Here is a 13,159-nt window from a genome sequence, read left to right on the forward strand (position 1 = left end):
ATGGTACCTATTTGTACGCAAGCCTGGCGGGCGGCCGCCCGGCGCCGCCTTTGTGACACGTCGCGATTTCCCTTTGCCGGAGAAACTGGTTAAGCAGGGCCTAAAAATCGAATTGGAAACCCGCCAGCCGGATTTACAGAACCGGCGTAAATGACGAGTACTCTGCGTTTCATGCCAAATACACTTCCTGCCGCCGTCTCCCGAAATTTCGCAAAACTTCAGGAGGCTGCCGATCACGCGGCCCACAATCTCTCGCAAGGGGCTGCTCACGCCGCTGCGGATGTCCGGGCCGAAATTCTGCGCCGTATCGTCTCCCATTGCGCCCAGTTCCAGACGGTCGACCTGCGCCGCTCCATCGGTCAGGCGGCCTTGTCGCTGGCGCTTTATTTTGGCCTGATGGCGGGGCTGTTTGCGCTGGTCAAAACCGGCAACTGGCCGCTGGCGCTTTTGGCGTCGCCGGTCGCGGGACTGCTGCTCGTCAAGCTTTTCACGATCCAGCATGATTGTGGCCATGGCAGCTATTTCAAGAACAAGCGGGCCAATCATGCGCTCGGTTTTCTGATCAGCATCCTGACCTTTACGCCCTACGGTTTCTGGCGCGACGCCCATAATCGTCATCACGCCAGCTCGGGCGATCTCGACCGGCGCGGCGTCGGCGGCGTCGATACGCTGACGGTTGAGGAATATCGCGCCTTGAGCCCCGGGAAGCGGATCATGTACCGGGTCTATCGCCATCCGGTCGTGATGATTGTCATCGGCGCGCCGCTGTATTTCTTCATCCTGCAACGCTTTCCCCTGGCCGGGCCGATGCCGTTTGCGGAAATCTATCACGGCATGAAGCTGCGTCAGATCTGGCGCTCGGTGGCGACGCTCAACCTGGCCCTCGTCTTGGTTTATGGCGCGCTCGCCTTCTGGCTGGGGCTGGGAACGGTCGCGCTGGTCGTGCTGCCGGTGGTCTCTATCGCGGCCTGGGCGGGGACATGGCTGTTCTTCGTCCAGCATCAATATGAAGACACCTACTGGGCGAGCCGTCCGGAATGGAATTATGCGGAGGCGGCGATTTTCGGCTCTTCTCACTACAAACTGCCGACGCCGCTGCGCTGGTTTTCAGGCAATATCGGCCTGCACCATATCCACCATCTGGCGTCCCGCATCCCCAATTACCGGCTGATGGAATGCTACCGCGCGAGTGAGGATCTGCTGGCGCTGCCGGTGATGACCATTCGCGATTCCATTCACTGCGCCCGTCTGGCGCTGTGGTGCACCGAGCGCCGCAAGATGGTGAGCTTCTCAGCGGCCTAACCTTCCCGCCCATCTGTCCTAACTTTCCTGTTCGGTCTGACATCGGGCGCCAATTCGTGTTTACTGCTCCCCTGACCATAACGGGAGCCATTCATGAAACACCGCCTTTCGGCCTGCGCCGCCTTTGCTGCGCTTCTCATCGCCATGCCCGCCGCCGCGCAATCGGACCTTACAACCGATGTCGCCGCTGACTATGACGCCAATCTTGAGGCGCTGTTCCAGTGGTTTCACGAAAACCCGGAGCTTTCCCATCGCGAGTTCAAAACCGCGAAGCGCCTCGCCGATGAGATCCGCGCGCTAGGGTTTGACGTGACCGAAGGCGTCGGCGGCACCGGCGTTGTCGCGGTGATGGAAAATGGCGACGGGCCGACAGTGATGATCCGCGCTGACATGGACGGCTTGCCGGTCAAGGAAGACAACGACCTTCCCTACAAATCCACAGCGACGCAGGAAGACATCGACGGGATCGTCAAGCCGGTGATGCATGCCTGCGGCCACGACACCCATGTGACGGGCCTTGTCGGGACCGCGCGCCAGATGGCGGCCCGCAAGGATCAGTGGTCAGGCACGCTGGTGCTGATCGGCCAGCCGGCGGAAGAACGCATTTCCGGCGCCCGCATGATGATGGAAGACGGGCTCTACAAGCGTTTCCCGAAACCAGATTATGCGCTGGCTTTTCATGTCTCGTCCGGCACGCCCGCCGGCCGGATTGAAGCGCCGCTTGGCATCACCGGATCAAGCTCCGACAGCGTCGACATTATCGTGCATGGCGTCGGCGCGCATGGCGCCTCGCCCCATAAGGGCGTCGATCCGGTGCTGGTCGCCTCGCAGATTGTCGTGTCGCTGCAATCGGTCGTTTCGCGTTCCATCGCGCCGCTGGACCCCGGCGTGATTACGGTCGGTTCAATCCATGGCGGGACCAAGCACAACATAATCGGCGATGAGGTGCATATGCAGCTGACAGTCCGCTCCGACGATCCGGAAGTGCGCATGCAATTACTCGACGCCATTGACCGTGTCGCGGAAGGCGTCGCGATTTCCCTTGGTGTGCCGAAGAAATTGATGCCTGAGGTGATCCGCTCGAAAACCGAAACGACGCCGCCGACGATCAATGACGCCGCGACCGCGCAAATCGTACGCGACGCGATCGCCGCGGGGATGGGCGATGACGTTCTTTATGAACAGCCGCGGACCGGCATGGGGGCGGAAGACTTCGCCTATTTCGTCACGCCCGAGACCGGCGTGAAAGGCGTTTATTTCGATGTCGGCGGCACTCCTGAAAAGGACGTGGACAATGCGCCCTCGCATCATTCGCCGTTTTTCATCATCCAGCCGGAACCCGCGATCAAGACGGCGGTGGAGGCGATGACCCTGTCGGCCCTCGCTTTGTTTAATCAGAACTAGGGACGTTTTCAGCATATAGAGCGGTTTGACGGAACAGAAGACCAGTCAAACCGCTCCGGGGGATCAGCCGAAGCAAAGGTCAGGCGGAAGCGGGTTGGCGGGGCGTGTTTTCATGAAGATGCGGCGCCCAGATTTTCATGCGGTGGGTCAGGTCGTTTTTCTTCAGCGGCTTTGAAAGGTAATCATTCATGCCGGCGTCGATACACACATGCTGGTCGGCGGGCCTGATATGCGCGGTGATGGCGACGATGGGCGTTTGCTTGCCGCCGCGCTTTCTTTCAAGGGTTCTGATTTTTCGCGTCGCTTCGAGCCCGTCCATGATCGGCATCATGATATCCATCAGCACGAGATCGACATCGTTTCGATAGAAAAGCCTGACAGCGTCCTTGCCGTTTTTGGCGACAATCGCCCGGCACTCGAAATTCGCGAGATAGTGCTCAAGCACTTTCAGATTCACGTCATTATCCTCAGCGATGAGGATCGTTGGCGCTTTGGCGGGATCGCCCTGCGAGGATTGGTCAGCGGCCGGAATATTAACATCGGACATCAGGATATTCCCCTGGCTGTTAAAGCGGGCGACGGCGTGAACTTTGCCCGTCGAGCCTAAAAAGACTGCAAAACTTTGGATAAATTTTGAGGGCGGGCTTTAACCTTGCAGCCCGCGCCGGCGGTGTCCGGCTGGGCTATGTCCGGCGAAAAGTTTTTCGTTTTCAGCTATTTGGGCGCGGCCGCATAGCCGCGCGCTTTTGCGCAAGGTTAACGGCCGCCGCCAGATTGCAAACAGTTCTTGATGCGCCCGTAACAAAGAGGGCGAGATTGTGGCGGCGGCGCGTAGGACTTGATCTAGTCGTCATCTCCATACTGCACGCCGCTGATTTCGATATCGCCGTCGCCGCGTGCGCGGATCTCGCCTTCATAACGGGCGATGTGCACCGTTCCGCTGCGCCCGGCATAGACCGTCGGATTGACGGCGACGCCGTCAAACTCAAATTCGCCTGAGCCGCGAATATCGACCAGCAGATTTTCCGCGCGCCCGCCATTGATCTCTATATCGCCGCTGCCGTTGATTTCGGCGCCGGCCTTGCCGCGAAGGCTTGCAAGCGCGACATCGCCGGAGCCGTGAATGCTGATCACGGCGCCGTCCTCGACATCGCCGGTCTTCACATCGCCGCTGCCCTTGATGGAAAGGTCAAGCGCGCCGTCGACGCGGCCCAGCATGATGTCGCCGGAACCGTGAATGTCGAGCGAGGCGGCCCCCCCGATGTCGCCAATGGAGATATCGCCGGAGCCGTGGATTTTCGCTTTAAGCGCGCCGGCTGATTTTGCGGTGAGGTCGCCGGAGCCATAGATCGCAGTCCTGAACTCGCCCTCAATATCGCCAGCTTTCAGATCGCCGGATCCGTGAATTGAGATATCCGCCGTGGCGAGATCGCCGACGACGCCCACAATATGCCCTTCGCTGATGGAAAGCGCGCCGCGTGTGTCGCCGACAGACAGCATGATGACGGCGCTGTCGAAGTCGAGCGCGGTTCCGACAGGAACGCGCAAGGTGAGCGTCGGATAGTCTTCAAGAAAAACCCGGAAGGCGTCGTCATGATATTTGCGCCAGTTGACGTCATCCTGCCAGCGGATGTCGTCAGGGTCTTCGTCGCTTGAAATCACCAGAACGCCGTCGCGCGTCGTGACATGAACAGGATAGCTCGAATCCTTGCCGTCGATACGCTCCAGGCTGACGCCGCCGCCACTTGTTGTCTCGACCTTCACCGTGCCGATGAAATTCTCAACATCGAGTTCCCTGATGCTCTGATGCGTCGTTGTCTCCGCCATCGCCGATGCGAAAAAAGGCGCGCAGAACGCCGCCGTAAAAAGGAAGATACGCATTGTCTTTTTCCCCCTCGCTGGGTTGGAGCCGCCCGTCCGGAGGAAGTCTATCCGTCCGGCCCGTGCTGGGCAAACCCGCCTTATTCCAGCCGCAAAAAGACCCCGGAAAGACCCCCGCCTCTTCCGACGGCGACAGCGCCCTCGGGCGTTTATCTGTCATGAGACGGCCCGGGCTTGGGGCTCTCCAGTCTCTGGGAGTAGGAGTTGAGATCATGATGAAGAAAGTTGTGTCGGGCGCTCTTGGCGCGGGGCTTGTATTATTCGGAGCGCAGGCTTTCGCGGGGGAATGGAAGTTCAATCCGCGCGCCTGTCCGGACCTTGTCGAAGACCGCTATGATCGCATTGAGGATCGCCGCGACTACCGAACCGATTATGGCCGCCGCGACCGGCGTGAAGATCGTCACGACCGGCGCGAAAACCGCCGTGACGAAGCGATCACCGTCTGTCCGAGCCGCGCCTTTTATTATCAGCCCGACCGGCGGGAATTACGCCGCGCCAATAATCGCGGCCGCGGTTACGCCTGGGGTCATGAGGCGCGTCCGCCCGTGAAATATGATCGCCGCATCGGCATGTATTACCGCTACGCCGAGGGCCGGAAGATTTATATTCGCGGCTAAAGCGTTCGCGAACCAAAACATAAAACGGCGCCCCATGGGCGCCGTTTTCATATCTCCGTTTTGGTAGAGCGCAGCAAAGAGGATGCAGTCATCACTCTCCAGTAAAACGCCGCCACCATCTTTGATCTGTTGCGCATTCATTCGTGTCGCGCTTTTCTTTCAAGGCCGCCAGGTCTTCTTCCGCGGCGATGATCGCATGGGGCAGGCCGTCGGTTTGGTATTTTGACCATTTGCCGCCTGCGGTCGTGTATTCGATGCGCACCGGCGCCGCGCGAAGATCGGCCATGATATCCGGCGGCGTGTTGGCTTGTGTGACGGCGAAATTCGCACTGACCGGCACGGTGAAGGAGCGCCCGTCATGCAGGTGCATGGTGAAGTGGCCGCTCTTGTAATTATGCCAGATCTTCAGTCTTGGCTCGGCGCCCTGACTGGTGTCGTACGCTAACCGGATGCCGAAATGAGCGCTGTAATCCCGCTCGGCGCTCCAGGTGCTGACGATGAAGTCGCCGGAATCATCGGGCGCCAGACTCGCATTCACCAGCCATCCGGCGACGCCGCGCTCACTTTCGCAAGACGGTTTTCCCGCGGCGTTGGCATGCGTTCCTGGTGTTGCGACAACCATAATAGCGCTGACCGCCGCAGCCAGACGCCAATTGTTCTTTGTGATGACCACGAAGCCCCCTCATCCGCCTTTACCCCGCGAAAGGATGGCGTAGTGTCGAGTGAGGGGCAACCCTCAGTTGCGGCGGCTTAAGGCGCTGTTTCAGTGATTGCGCAGTGCGCTGATCAATTCGGGTTTGGTCATGTTGGAGCGGCCGTTAATGCCGATCTCTTTCGCGCGGGTGTAAAGATCGTCCTTGGCCCACTCCTCATAGGGCTTGGCGGCGCCGCCTTTTTCCGAAGGGTGCTGGTTCTTGTTCGCTTGCGCGTTGGCGATGCGCGCGGCTTTTTCCTTGCTCGCGCCGTCGTCGCGCAGGGCCTGATAGGTTTCATCGTCCTTGATGCTGGGGCCGTGGTTCTGGGGCATGCTTATTCCTTTTCGTCGCTCTTGCGCACGCGCGTCACGCCGGCGGGGCGTTCGCTCGCGCGCTTTTCCTCATCTTTCTTGCCAATCTTTTCCTGAAGGTCGCCGCCGGAAACGCCGCCCTGAGAGGGCGCGCCCGGCTCCCCAAGATATTCTTTTTCTTCAAGGGATTCCTGACGGGTTTTCGGCCGGGTCATAAGCTCTCCTTTTATCCGCATAAGTCAGCGCGGCGTGGGTTGCTGGTATGAAACGAACACGAAGATCGGGCGCATGTTCCGCAATCGCGGCTGGCGCTTCCTTCGCAGGTGCGGTATAGCGCGCCGCGCAAGTTACTAATGGGGACGTCCATGACCGCAAAAAAAGACATCAAGAAAGTGGTGCTCGCCTATTCCGGTGGGCTGGACACCTCCGTCATCCTGAAATGGCTTCAGGTGGAATATGATTGCGAGGTTGTGACCTTTACGGCTGATCTCGGTCAGGGCGAGGAGCTGGAGCCCGCGCGCCGCAAGGCCGAGCGCGCCGGGATCAAGGAGATTTACATCGAGGATGTGCGCGAGGAATTCGTGCGCGACTTCGTTTTCCCCATGTTCCGGGCCAACGCCGTTTATGAGGGGCTCTATCTCCTCGGCACGTCGATTGCGCGTCCGCTGATCGCCAAACGCCTGGTTGAGATCGCAGCCGAAACCGGCGCTGACGCAATTGCGCATGGCGCGACCGGCAAGGGCAATGATCAGGTGCGGTTCGAACTGAACGCCTACGCCCTGAACCCCGACATCCACGTTATTGCGCCATGGCGCGAATGGAATCTGAACAGCCGCGAAAAACTGATCGACTGGGCGGAAAAGCACCAGATCGAAATCCCGAAAGACAAGCGCGGCGAAGCGCCGTTTTCGGTGGACGCAAACCTTCTGCACACCTCTTCCGAAGGCAAGGTGCTTGAAGACCCGGCTGTCCCTGCGCCCGATTATGTCTATCAGCGCACGGTCGATCCGGAAGATGCGCCGGACAAACCGGAAGTGATCGAGATCGGTTTCGACCGCGGCGACGCGATCTCCATCAATGGCAAACCATTGTCGCCGGCGACGCTCCTCACCGAACTTAACGAATATGGCCGCAAGCATGGCATTGGCCGGCTCGATCTCGTGGAGAACCGTTTTGTCGGTATGAAATCGCGCGGCATTTACGAAACGCCGGGCGGGACGATCCTGCTCGCCGCCCATCGCGGCATCGAACAGATCACCCTCGATCGCGGCGCAGGCCACCTGAAAGACGAATTGATGCCGCGCTATGCGGAGCTGATTTATAACGGCTTCTGGTTCGCGCCCGAGCGCGAGATGCTGCAGGCGGCCATCGACAAGAGTCAGGAGCGGGTGTCCGGAACGGTAATGGTGAAGCTCTATAAAGGCTCCGCCAATGTCATTGGCCGGTCATCGCCCAACACGATCTATTCCGAAGCCCACGTCACCTTCGAAGAAGACATGGTCTATGACCAGAAAGACGCTGAAGGCTTCATAAAACTGAACGCGTTGCGGCTTAAGCTGCTCGCGCGCCGCAACATGAATGCAGAGTAGAAGAGAGTAATGGACCTTTCAAAAATTACGCCCGGCGTGAATCCGCCCAAGGACATCAATGTCGTTGTCGAGGTTCCGCTTGGCGGCGAGCCCATCAAATATGAAATCGACAAGGCGTCCGGCGCGATGTTCGTCGATCGTTTTCTCTATACGTCGATGCGGTACCCTTGCAATTACGGGTTCATTCCTCAAACTCTCGCCGATGACGGCGATCCGGTGGATGTGATGGTGATGGGCAACCGGCCGCTGGTGCCGGGCGCGGTGGTCGCCGGCCGTCCGGTTGGGGTTCTCCTGATGGAGGACGAGGCGGGGCTTGATGAAAAAATCCTGGCGGTGCCGTCGGAGCGTCTGACCCGCTACTACGCAAAGATCAGAACCTATGAAGATCTGCCCGACATCATGATCGAGCGGATCAGCCATTTCTTCGAGCATTACAAGGATCTCGAGCCCGACAAATGGGTCAAGATCGTTGGCTGGCGCGGCGCGGAGGAGGCCGAAAGGCTGATCATGGAAGGCCTCAAAGCCGAACAGGCCCGCACGGCCAAGTCTTAACCCTTTTTTAACCACGGCTTTTGGGTTAGCATCCCCCTGTCCGATCAGGACATTTGCCCCGTATTGAAGAAGTACGGGGCGAGGGGCGGCGAGAGCGAGGGGTGGAGATGCGTAATATTGAAGCCATTTTTGGGGGCGTCCTGGCGCTGGTTGTGCTGGGAGTCGCCCTCTATGCGGTGATGAACACCTCTTTCAGTTCAGGGTCAGGCGGCGAGACCGCGCCTGCGGCCACCCAGGTGACTTATTCCTCCGGCGCTCCTGCGCCGACCATCTCGGCCGCATCCGGTCAGGATCTGGTCTGTGAGTGCTATGACGCCGCATTTTCGCTGGCGTCCCAGGCCAATGTGCTCTCGCCCGAATACCGCACCGGTTTTCAGCAATGCCGGGCCCGGGGCGGCGTGGATGCGGGCGACGCCTGGACCGCAGGCTGGAATGCGCGCCTTTCCGGCCGACCTTACGAGGCGAGCTGCCGCTCCTACAAGCGCCGCCGCTAATTCAAGCCTTGTAAAGGACTGCAAGGAGCGGATTTCGCATTCCGGTCCCGTTGCCGCAATCCGCTATTTCGCCGAATAATTCTCAATCACGGTCTTGAAGGGAACGACCCCAACATCAGCGAAAAGGCCCGCCTTGTTATAGGGGTCTTCGTCGGCGATGGCGCGCGCCTGCGCTTCGTCAGCGGCCTCGATGACCATCATGGAGCCGATGGGATCGCCCTTGCCGTCGAGCATGGGTCCTCCGAGAAGAAGCTTATTTCCATAAGATTGAAAATATTCGAGATGCGCCGGGCGGGTCGCCATGCGCAGCTCGAGAGAATCCGGTTTGTCCCGGCAAAGTAAAACAAATTGGGGCATCGTTACGTTTCCGATTTTAAGGGCCGCGCCATCAGGGCGGCGATGATTTCGTCAACAGACTTGGCGCCCGAGACGAGGGCGGCCACAGCTTCGCAGACCGGGGCTTCTACCCCGGCCTTCTCGGCGAGGGCGTGGATGGCGCCGGCGGTGGCGACGCCTTCGCTCACGGTTTTGCGCTCACCGAGAATGTCGCTGAGCGTGCGGCCTTTGCCGAGTTCGATTCCGAGGGACATATTGCGCGATTGCGGCGAAGAGGCTGTGAGGATGAGGTCGCCAAGGCCCGAAAGCCCGGCCATGGTCTCCTTTTTGGCGCCGAGCGCCACACCGAGCCGCTGAAACTCAGCGAATCCCCGCGCGATCAGGGCGGCCCGGGCGCTTTCGCCGAGGCCGCGGCCCTGAACCACGCCGGCGGCGATGGCGAGGACATTCTTCACAGCTCCGCCGAGCTCCGCACCGGTCAGATCGTCGGAAAGATAGGGCCGGAAATGCGGCGCCCCGATGGTCGCCATCCAGCGCGCGCCAAGACCGGGGTCGGCGGCGGCGAGCGTGACGGCCGTCGGCAAGCCCATGGCGACGTCCCGGGCAAAGCTCGGTCCGGACAAAACAGCGGGCTGCGCCTCCGGCCATACCGCGCCCAGAACCTCGGTCATCATCATGCCGGTCGACTGCTCGATGCCTTTGGAGCAGAGCGCTACCGGCGTTGCGGCGCCATGGGTGGCGTCCCGCAGGTCTGCGAAGACGGGGCGGGCGTATTGCGCCGGAACGACGAAAAGTATGGCCTCAGAAGTCGCGGCCATACCCAGTGTTTGTGCGGCTTTGAGGCCCGCTGGCAAAGGAACGCCCGGGAGGAATTCAGTGTTCTCGTGACGCTCGTTGATGGCGCGTATGACCGCGTCTTCGCGCGCCCACAGGGTCGTCTCAACCCCGTTCGCCGCACAGAGCGAGGCGAGCGCAGTGCCCCAGGCGCCGCCGCCAATAACACCGACTGACTGAAAGGGGGCGCCGGAATTCATAGGAGGCGATTCACTTGTTTCATTGCCGAATGACGACTGAACGGTTTATAAAGATGTCAACATAAACATGCGGACCCCAATGCCTATCGAAAATCTCGACGACACCGCTAAGCAGATTCTCGACGCCGCAAGCCGGCGCTTCCTGCACTATGGCTATGGAAAAACGACCATGTCGGAGATCGCCCAGGACTGCAACATGTCCACCGGCAATCTCTATCGCTACTTCCCGTCGAAGCTTGATATCGCGGAAATGTTCGTGCGCGTGCTGCGCCGGGAGCAGGTGGCGAGGCTTCGCGCCGTCGCCGATGATCAGACCCTGAACCCGGCGGACAAGCTAAGATCGTTTTTCCTCCGAAAGTTTAAGCTCGCCTATGAGCGTTTCCACGACAAACCCAAGGCCTATGAACTTTCCAGTGAGCTTCTGACATCCCGCCCCAAGGTGGGGATCGAATGGGAGAACGCGGAAGGACGGGTGCTGGCGGAAATCCTGATCGAGGGAGACGCCAGCGGCGCCTTCGCGGTGGAGAACCCGGCGGAGACCGCCAAGATCCTTCAGGATGCCGGATATCGCTTCACCAGCCCTGCGGTGTTTCACGAAGGCGACTTCGATGAGCTGGCGGCGGAGCTAAACGGGGTGATTGATCTGATCCTTGACGGGTTCTCCTATCGGGCGGCCAGGCGCGCCGCCATTGAAAAGCGCAAACACGCCTGATCTGCAGTAGATTAGTTCAAAAGATCACCTGAAATTGTTAACGGAGGGGCGCTCGCCTCTTCGTGAATTCCCATAAGCCATTGAAATATATGAGGCTATTCACCTTTTTAGAAAAATTACGATTAAACAATGAATATTTATGAATTCGTTCATTGACAAGTCTTCAAAGGACGCATAAGTCCCGCCTGCCGCTGGCGGGAGCCGTCATCGGAAATGCGCCTCAACGGCGTAAAAAACCAACAAAAGACCGACGCGCCGTCATGGCGCCAAGATCAAGAAACGAACTGACAAAGAAAAGAGAAATCCATGAACATGCTTCGCAATTTCGCCGTCCAGGCGACCGTCACCCTGACCCTGACCAGCGCCCTTGGCGCTATCTTGTTCAATGTCGCTGATTACGCCACCCGCGGCGTCATCACCGGCTAACAGAAGACTTAAAAGGACCCTGCTGCTTCCGTCCCTTATCCCCTTAAGAGACAACCCTCCCTCAGAAGCAGCACCCCTGGCGCGGAAGCCTGCCCCGGCTTCCGCGCTTTCTTTTTGCCTGAAATCCGGATGGAGGCTGATGCGCAAAATGAAACTGTGTGCGTTACACAATCCTAAGATTGTCGGATAAGACTCGGCGCGAACCTTTTAGGGAGGGCGCCATGCCCGGTTCCACCCGTTTCGCCGCCGCGACCCACATCATGAGCCTGCTGGCGCTGCATCGCGAAAGTCCGCAAACGTCGGAGACGCTGGCGGCGAGCCTTGGCACCAACCCGGCGGTGGTTCGCCGCCTGTTGGGCGCCCTCGCGAAATCGGGTCTCACTCTCTCGGATCTCGGCAAAGGCGGCGGCGCTCGCCTCGCCAAAGGCCCGAAGAAAATCACCCTCGCCGACATCTATCGCGCGGTGGAAAGTCCCGGCCTCGTTGCTCTGCCGCGCGGCGCCGCGGACCCTTCCTGCCTCGTCGGCCGCAATATCTCCCCAGCCCTCACGGCGGTGGGCGATGCCGCGGAATCCGCCTTTCTGGCCTCGCTTGAGGCGTTAACCCTGAAGCAGTTCGTGAAAGAAATTGCTGCAGATAATGCTGCAGCAAAAAGTGCAGCATAAATCCTGATCCGGGATGTTATGCTGCAGCAGAACGCTGCAGCAAAATAAATGATATCAAGCCTTTGGGCCCTTGCGGCCGGAGCCGAGGCGGCCGCCGTCAGGCGGGTCTGCAAGGGGCCAGCGCGCGCGCGGCGCCAATGCCATGGCGTCGTCTTGCTGCGGCGCAAGGCCGGCGGCCAGACGCTCCGCCCCCGCCCAGGCGATCATCGCCCCGTTATCGGTGCAATATTGCGGCGGCGGGGTGATCAGCGTCCATGAACTTGCTGCGCATAATTGCTGCAGCATTTTCTTGATGGCGCTATTGGCGGCGACGCCCCCGGCGACCACCAGACGCCCGGATTCCGGCATCAGCGCCATGGCCTTTTCCGTGCGCTGGGCAAGATGGCGGGCGGCGGCCTCCTGAAATGATGCGGCGAGATCGGCGACGTCCTGCGGCGCGGGGTTTTCGAGGCTTTGCGCCGCTTCGCGCACGGCGGTCTTGAGGCCGGAGAAAGAAAAGTCACAGCCTTCATGTTTCAACAGCGGTCTTGGCAGGTTGAACCGGTCGGCCCTACCGGTCGCTGCGGCGGCTTCAACCTTCGGTCCGCCCGGCGCGCCAAGCCCCAACAGCTTGGCGGTCTTGTCAAAACTCTCTCCGGCGGCGTCGTCGATCGTGGTCCCGAGCCGGTCATACTTGCCGACGCCCGTGACCCGGATCAGCTGGGTATGGCCGCCGGAAATCAGGAGCAGGAGATAGGGGAAGGGCGCGTCTTCGGTCATCCGCGCTGACAGCGCATGGCCTTCGAGATGGTTGAGGGGAACAAGCCGGAGGCCATGGGCCATGGCGACCGCTTTCGCGGTGGTCAGCCCGACCATCACCCCACCCACAAGGCCGGGGCCGGCGGTGGCGGCGACGGCGTCGAGATCGGCGAAACTGACTCCGGCTTTTTTGACCGCCCGCTCGATCGTCCCATCGAGGCGCTCCACATGGGAGCGCGCAGCGATCTCCGGCACGACCCCGCCAAAAGCGGCGTGATCGTCATGCTGCGCCCAGACCTCGTTGGAGAGAATGACGCATGCGCCGTCATCCTCCCGGCGCACGATCGCGGCGGCGGTGTCGTCGCAACTTGTCTCAATTCCTAAAACCAGCATCAGACTGTCT

The 13,159-nt window shown here is 60.2% G+C and carries 16 protein-coding genes; 8 read left to right on the forward strand and 8 right to left on the reverse strand.

Annotated features, from left to right (window positions below):
- Positions 1 to 150 precede the first annotated feature (150 nt).
- On the forward strand, positions 151 to 1,302 hold the full coding sequence (locus ACFOOP_RS05735) for a fatty acid desaturase (protein WP_379879905.1): 1,152 nt from the start codon (positions 151 to 153) through the stop codon (positions 1,300 to 1,302).
- A gap of 93 nt (positions 1,303 to 1,395) precedes the next feature.
- Positions 1,396 to 2,706, forward strand: a complete 1,311-nt coding sequence (locus tag ACFOOP_RS05740) for an amidohydrolase (protein ID WP_379879906.1) — start codon at positions 1,396 to 1,398, stop codon at positions 2,704 to 2,706.
- A gap of 79 nt (positions 2,707 to 2,785) precedes the next feature.
- Here ACFOOP_RS05740 and ACFOOP_RS05745 read toward each other — a convergent pair whose 3' ends face one another.
- Both ACFOOP_RS05745 and ACFOOP_RS05750 read right to left on the reverse strand, forming a co-directional pair.
- On the reverse strand, positions 2,786 to 3,253 hold the full coding sequence (locus tag ACFOOP_RS05745) for a response regulator (protein WP_379879907.1): 468 nt from the start codon (positions 3,251 to 3,253) through the stop codon (positions 2,786 to 2,788).
- Between the two features lie 296 nt (positions 3,254 to 3,549).
- The gene (locus tag ACFOOP_RS05750) at positions 3,550 to 4,587 is read right to left on the reverse strand and encodes a GIN domain-containing protein (protein ID WP_379879908.1); all 1,038 of its coding nucleotides are present in this window, start codon (positions 4,585 to 4,587) and stop codon (positions 3,550 to 3,552) included.
- A 212-nt stretch (positions 4,588 to 4,799) separates the two neighbouring features.
- Here ACFOOP_RS05750 and ACFOOP_RS05755 point away from each other — a divergent pair, with 212 nt between their 5' ends.
- Positions 4,800 to 5,204, forward strand: coding sequence for a hypothetical protein (locus tag ACFOOP_RS05755; RefSeq protein WP_379879909.1), 405 nt, complete (start codon positions 4,800 to 4,802; stop codon positions 5,202 to 5,204).
- 91 nt (positions 5,205 to 5,295) lie between these two features.
- Here the strand turns inward: ACFOOP_RS05755 and ACFOOP_RS05760 are convergent, their stop codons facing one another.
- From ACFOOP_RS05760 to ACFOOP_RS05770, 3 genes are all read right to left on the reverse strand, one after another.
- Complete coding sequence (locus ACFOOP_RS05760) at positions 5,296 to 5,877, reverse strand: hypothetical protein (protein WP_379879910.1); 582 nt, start codon at positions 5,875 to 5,877, stop codon at positions 5,296 to 5,298.
- Positions 5,878 to 5,967: 90 nt separating this feature from the next.
- The gene (locus ACFOOP_RS05765) at positions 5,968 to 6,231 is read right to left on the reverse strand and encodes a DUF7218 family protein (RefSeq protein ID WP_379879911.1); all 264 of its coding nucleotides are present in this window, start codon (positions 6,229 to 6,231) and stop codon (positions 5,968 to 5,970) included.
- A 2-nt stretch (positions 6,232 to 6,233) separates the two neighbouring features.
- The gene (locus tag ACFOOP_RS05770; protein ID WP_379879912.1) at positions 6,234 to 6,425 is read right to left on the reverse strand and encodes a hypothetical protein; all 192 of its coding nucleotides are present in this window, start codon (positions 6,423 to 6,425) and stop codon (positions 6,234 to 6,236) included.
- Between the two features lie 150 nt (positions 6,426 to 6,575).
- On the opposite strand from ACFOOP_RS05770, the gene ACFOOP_RS05775 reads away from it, so the two are divergent.
- The 3 genes from ACFOOP_RS05775 (at position 6,576) to ACFOOP_RS05785 (ending at position 8,845) form a co-directional block, all read left to right on the forward strand.
- A complete protein-coding gene (locus ACFOOP_RS05775) occupies positions 6,576 to 7,799 on the forward strand; it encodes an argininosuccinate synthase (protein ID WP_379879913.1) in 1,224 nt (407 codons plus the stop codon).
- Between the two features lie 9 nt (positions 7,800 to 7,808).
- Positions 7,809 to 8,351, forward strand: a complete 543-nt coding sequence (ppa, locus tag ACFOOP_RS05780) for an inorganic diphosphatase (protein WP_379879914.1) — start codon at positions 7,809 to 7,811, stop codon at positions 8,349 to 8,351.
- 107 nt (positions 8,352 to 8,458) lie between these two features.
- Positions 8,459 to 8,845 (forward strand): hypothetical protein, encoded by a 387-nt coding sequence (locus tag ACFOOP_RS05785; RefSeq protein WP_379879915.1) that lies wholly within the window; start codon positions 8,459 to 8,461, stop codon positions 8,843 to 8,845.
- Positions 8,846 to 8,908: 63 nt separating this feature from the next.
- Here the strand turns inward: ACFOOP_RS05785 and ACFOOP_RS05790 are convergent, their stop codons facing one another.
- Together ACFOOP_RS05790 and ACFOOP_RS05795 are read right to left on the reverse strand one after the other, a co-directional pair.
- Complete coding sequence (locus tag ACFOOP_RS05790) at positions 8,909 to 9,202, reverse strand: YciI family protein (RefSeq protein ID WP_379879916.1); 294 nt, start codon at positions 9,200 to 9,202, stop codon at positions 8,909 to 8,911.
- 2 nt (positions 9,203 to 9,204) lie between these two features.
- Positions 9,205 to 10,215, reverse strand: coding sequence for an NAD(P)H-dependent glycerol-3-phosphate dehydrogenase (locus ACFOOP_RS05795; protein ID WP_379879917.1), 1,011 nt, complete (start codon positions 10,213 to 10,215; stop codon positions 9,205 to 9,207).
- Between the two features lie 67 nt (positions 10,216 to 10,282).
- On the opposite strand from ACFOOP_RS05795, the gene ACFOOP_RS05800 reads away from it, so the two are divergent.
- Together ACFOOP_RS05800 and ACFOOP_RS05805 are read left to right on the forward strand one after the other, a co-directional pair.
- Entirely contained in the window at positions 10,283 to 10,927 is a 645-nt protein-coding gene (locus tag ACFOOP_RS05800) for a TetR/AcrR family transcriptional regulator (protein WP_379879918.1), read from the forward strand.
- A 647-nt stretch (positions 10,928 to 11,574) separates the two neighbouring features.
- Positions 11,575 to 12,018, forward strand: a complete 444-nt coding sequence (locus ACFOOP_RS05805; protein ID WP_379879919.1) for an Rrf2 family transcriptional regulator — start codon at positions 11,575 to 11,577, stop codon at positions 12,016 to 12,018.
- Positions 12,019 to 12,072: 54 nt separating this feature from the next.
- Here ACFOOP_RS05805 and tsaD read toward each other — a convergent pair whose 3' ends face one another.
- Positions 12,073 to 13,149 (reverse strand): tRNA (adenosine(37)-N6)-threonylcarbamoyltransferase complex transferase subunit TsaD, encoded by a 1,077-nt coding sequence (gene tsaD, locus ACFOOP_RS05810; protein WP_379879920.1) that lies wholly within the window; start codon positions 13,147 to 13,149, stop codon positions 12,073 to 12,075.
- Positions 13,150 to 13,159: the final 10 nt, after the last annotated feature.

Origin of the sequence: Hyphococcus aureus (genome assembly GCF_042643165.1) — a bacterium.
Classification (GTDB): domain Bacteria; phylum Pseudomonadota; class Alphaproteobacteria; order Caulobacterales; family Parvularculaceae; genus Hyphococcus; species Hyphococcus aureus.

Excerpts from the sequence above, each read along its gene's own strand:
- ACFOOP_RS05735 (WP_379879905.1), top strand. The coding sequence starts at position 151 with ATGACGAGTACTCTGCGTTTCATGCCAAATACACTTCCTGCCGCCGTC.
- ACFOOP_RS05740 (WP_379879906.1), top strand. The coding sequence starts at position 1,396 with ATGAAACACCGCCTTTCGGCCTGCGCCGCCTTTGCTGCGCTTCTCATC.
- ACFOOP_RS05745 (WP_379879907.1), bottom strand. The coding sequence starts at position 3,253 with ATGTCCGATGTTAATATTCCGGCCGCTGACCAATCCTCGCAGGGCGAT.
- ACFOOP_RS05750 (WP_379879908.1), bottom strand. The coding sequence starts at position 4,587 with ATGCGTATCTTCCTTTTTACGGCGGCGTTCTGCGCGCCTTTTTTCGCA.
- ACFOOP_RS05755 (WP_379879909.1), top strand. The coding sequence starts at position 4,800 with ATGATGAAGAAAGTTGTGTCGGGCGCTCTTGGCGCGGGGCTTGTATTA.
- ACFOOP_RS05765 (WP_379879911.1), bottom strand. The coding sequence starts at position 6,231 with ATGCCCCAGAACCACGGCCCCAGCATCAAGGACGATGAAACCTATCAG.
- ACFOOP_RS05770 (WP_379879912.1), bottom strand. The coding sequence starts at position 6,425 with ATGACCCGGCCGAAAACCCGTCAGGAATCCCTTGAAGAAAAAGAATAT.
- ACFOOP_RS05775 (WP_379879913.1), top strand. The coding sequence starts at position 6,576 with ATGACCGCAAAAAAAGACATCAAGAAAGTGGTGCTCGCCTATTCCGGT.
- ppa (WP_379879914.1), top strand. The coding sequence starts at position 7,809 with ATGGACCTTTCAAAAATTACGCCCGGCGTGAATCCGCCCAAGGACATC.
- ACFOOP_RS05785 (WP_379879915.1), top strand. The coding sequence starts at position 8,459 with ATGCGTAATATTGAAGCCATTTTTGGGGGCGTCCTGGCGCTGGTTGTG.
- ACFOOP_RS05790 (WP_379879916.1), bottom strand. The coding sequence starts at position 9,202 with ATGCCCCAATTTGTTTTACTTTGCCGGGACAAACCGGATTCTCTCGAG.
- ACFOOP_RS05795 (WP_379879917.1), bottom strand. The coding sequence starts at position 10,215 with ATGAATTCCGGCGCCCCCTTTCAGTCAGTCGGTGTTATTGGCGGCGGC.
- ACFOOP_RS05800 (WP_379879918.1), top strand. The coding sequence starts at position 10,283 with ATGCGGACCCCAATGCCTATCGAAAATCTCGACGACACCGCTAAGCAG.
- ACFOOP_RS05805 (WP_379879919.1), top strand. The coding sequence starts at position 11,575 with ATGCCCGGTTCCACCCGTTTCGCCGCCGCGACCCACATCATGAGCCTG.
- tsaD (WP_379879920.1), bottom strand. The coding sequence starts at position 13,149 with ATGCTGGTTTTAGGAATTGAGACAAGTTGCGACGACACCGCCGCCGCG.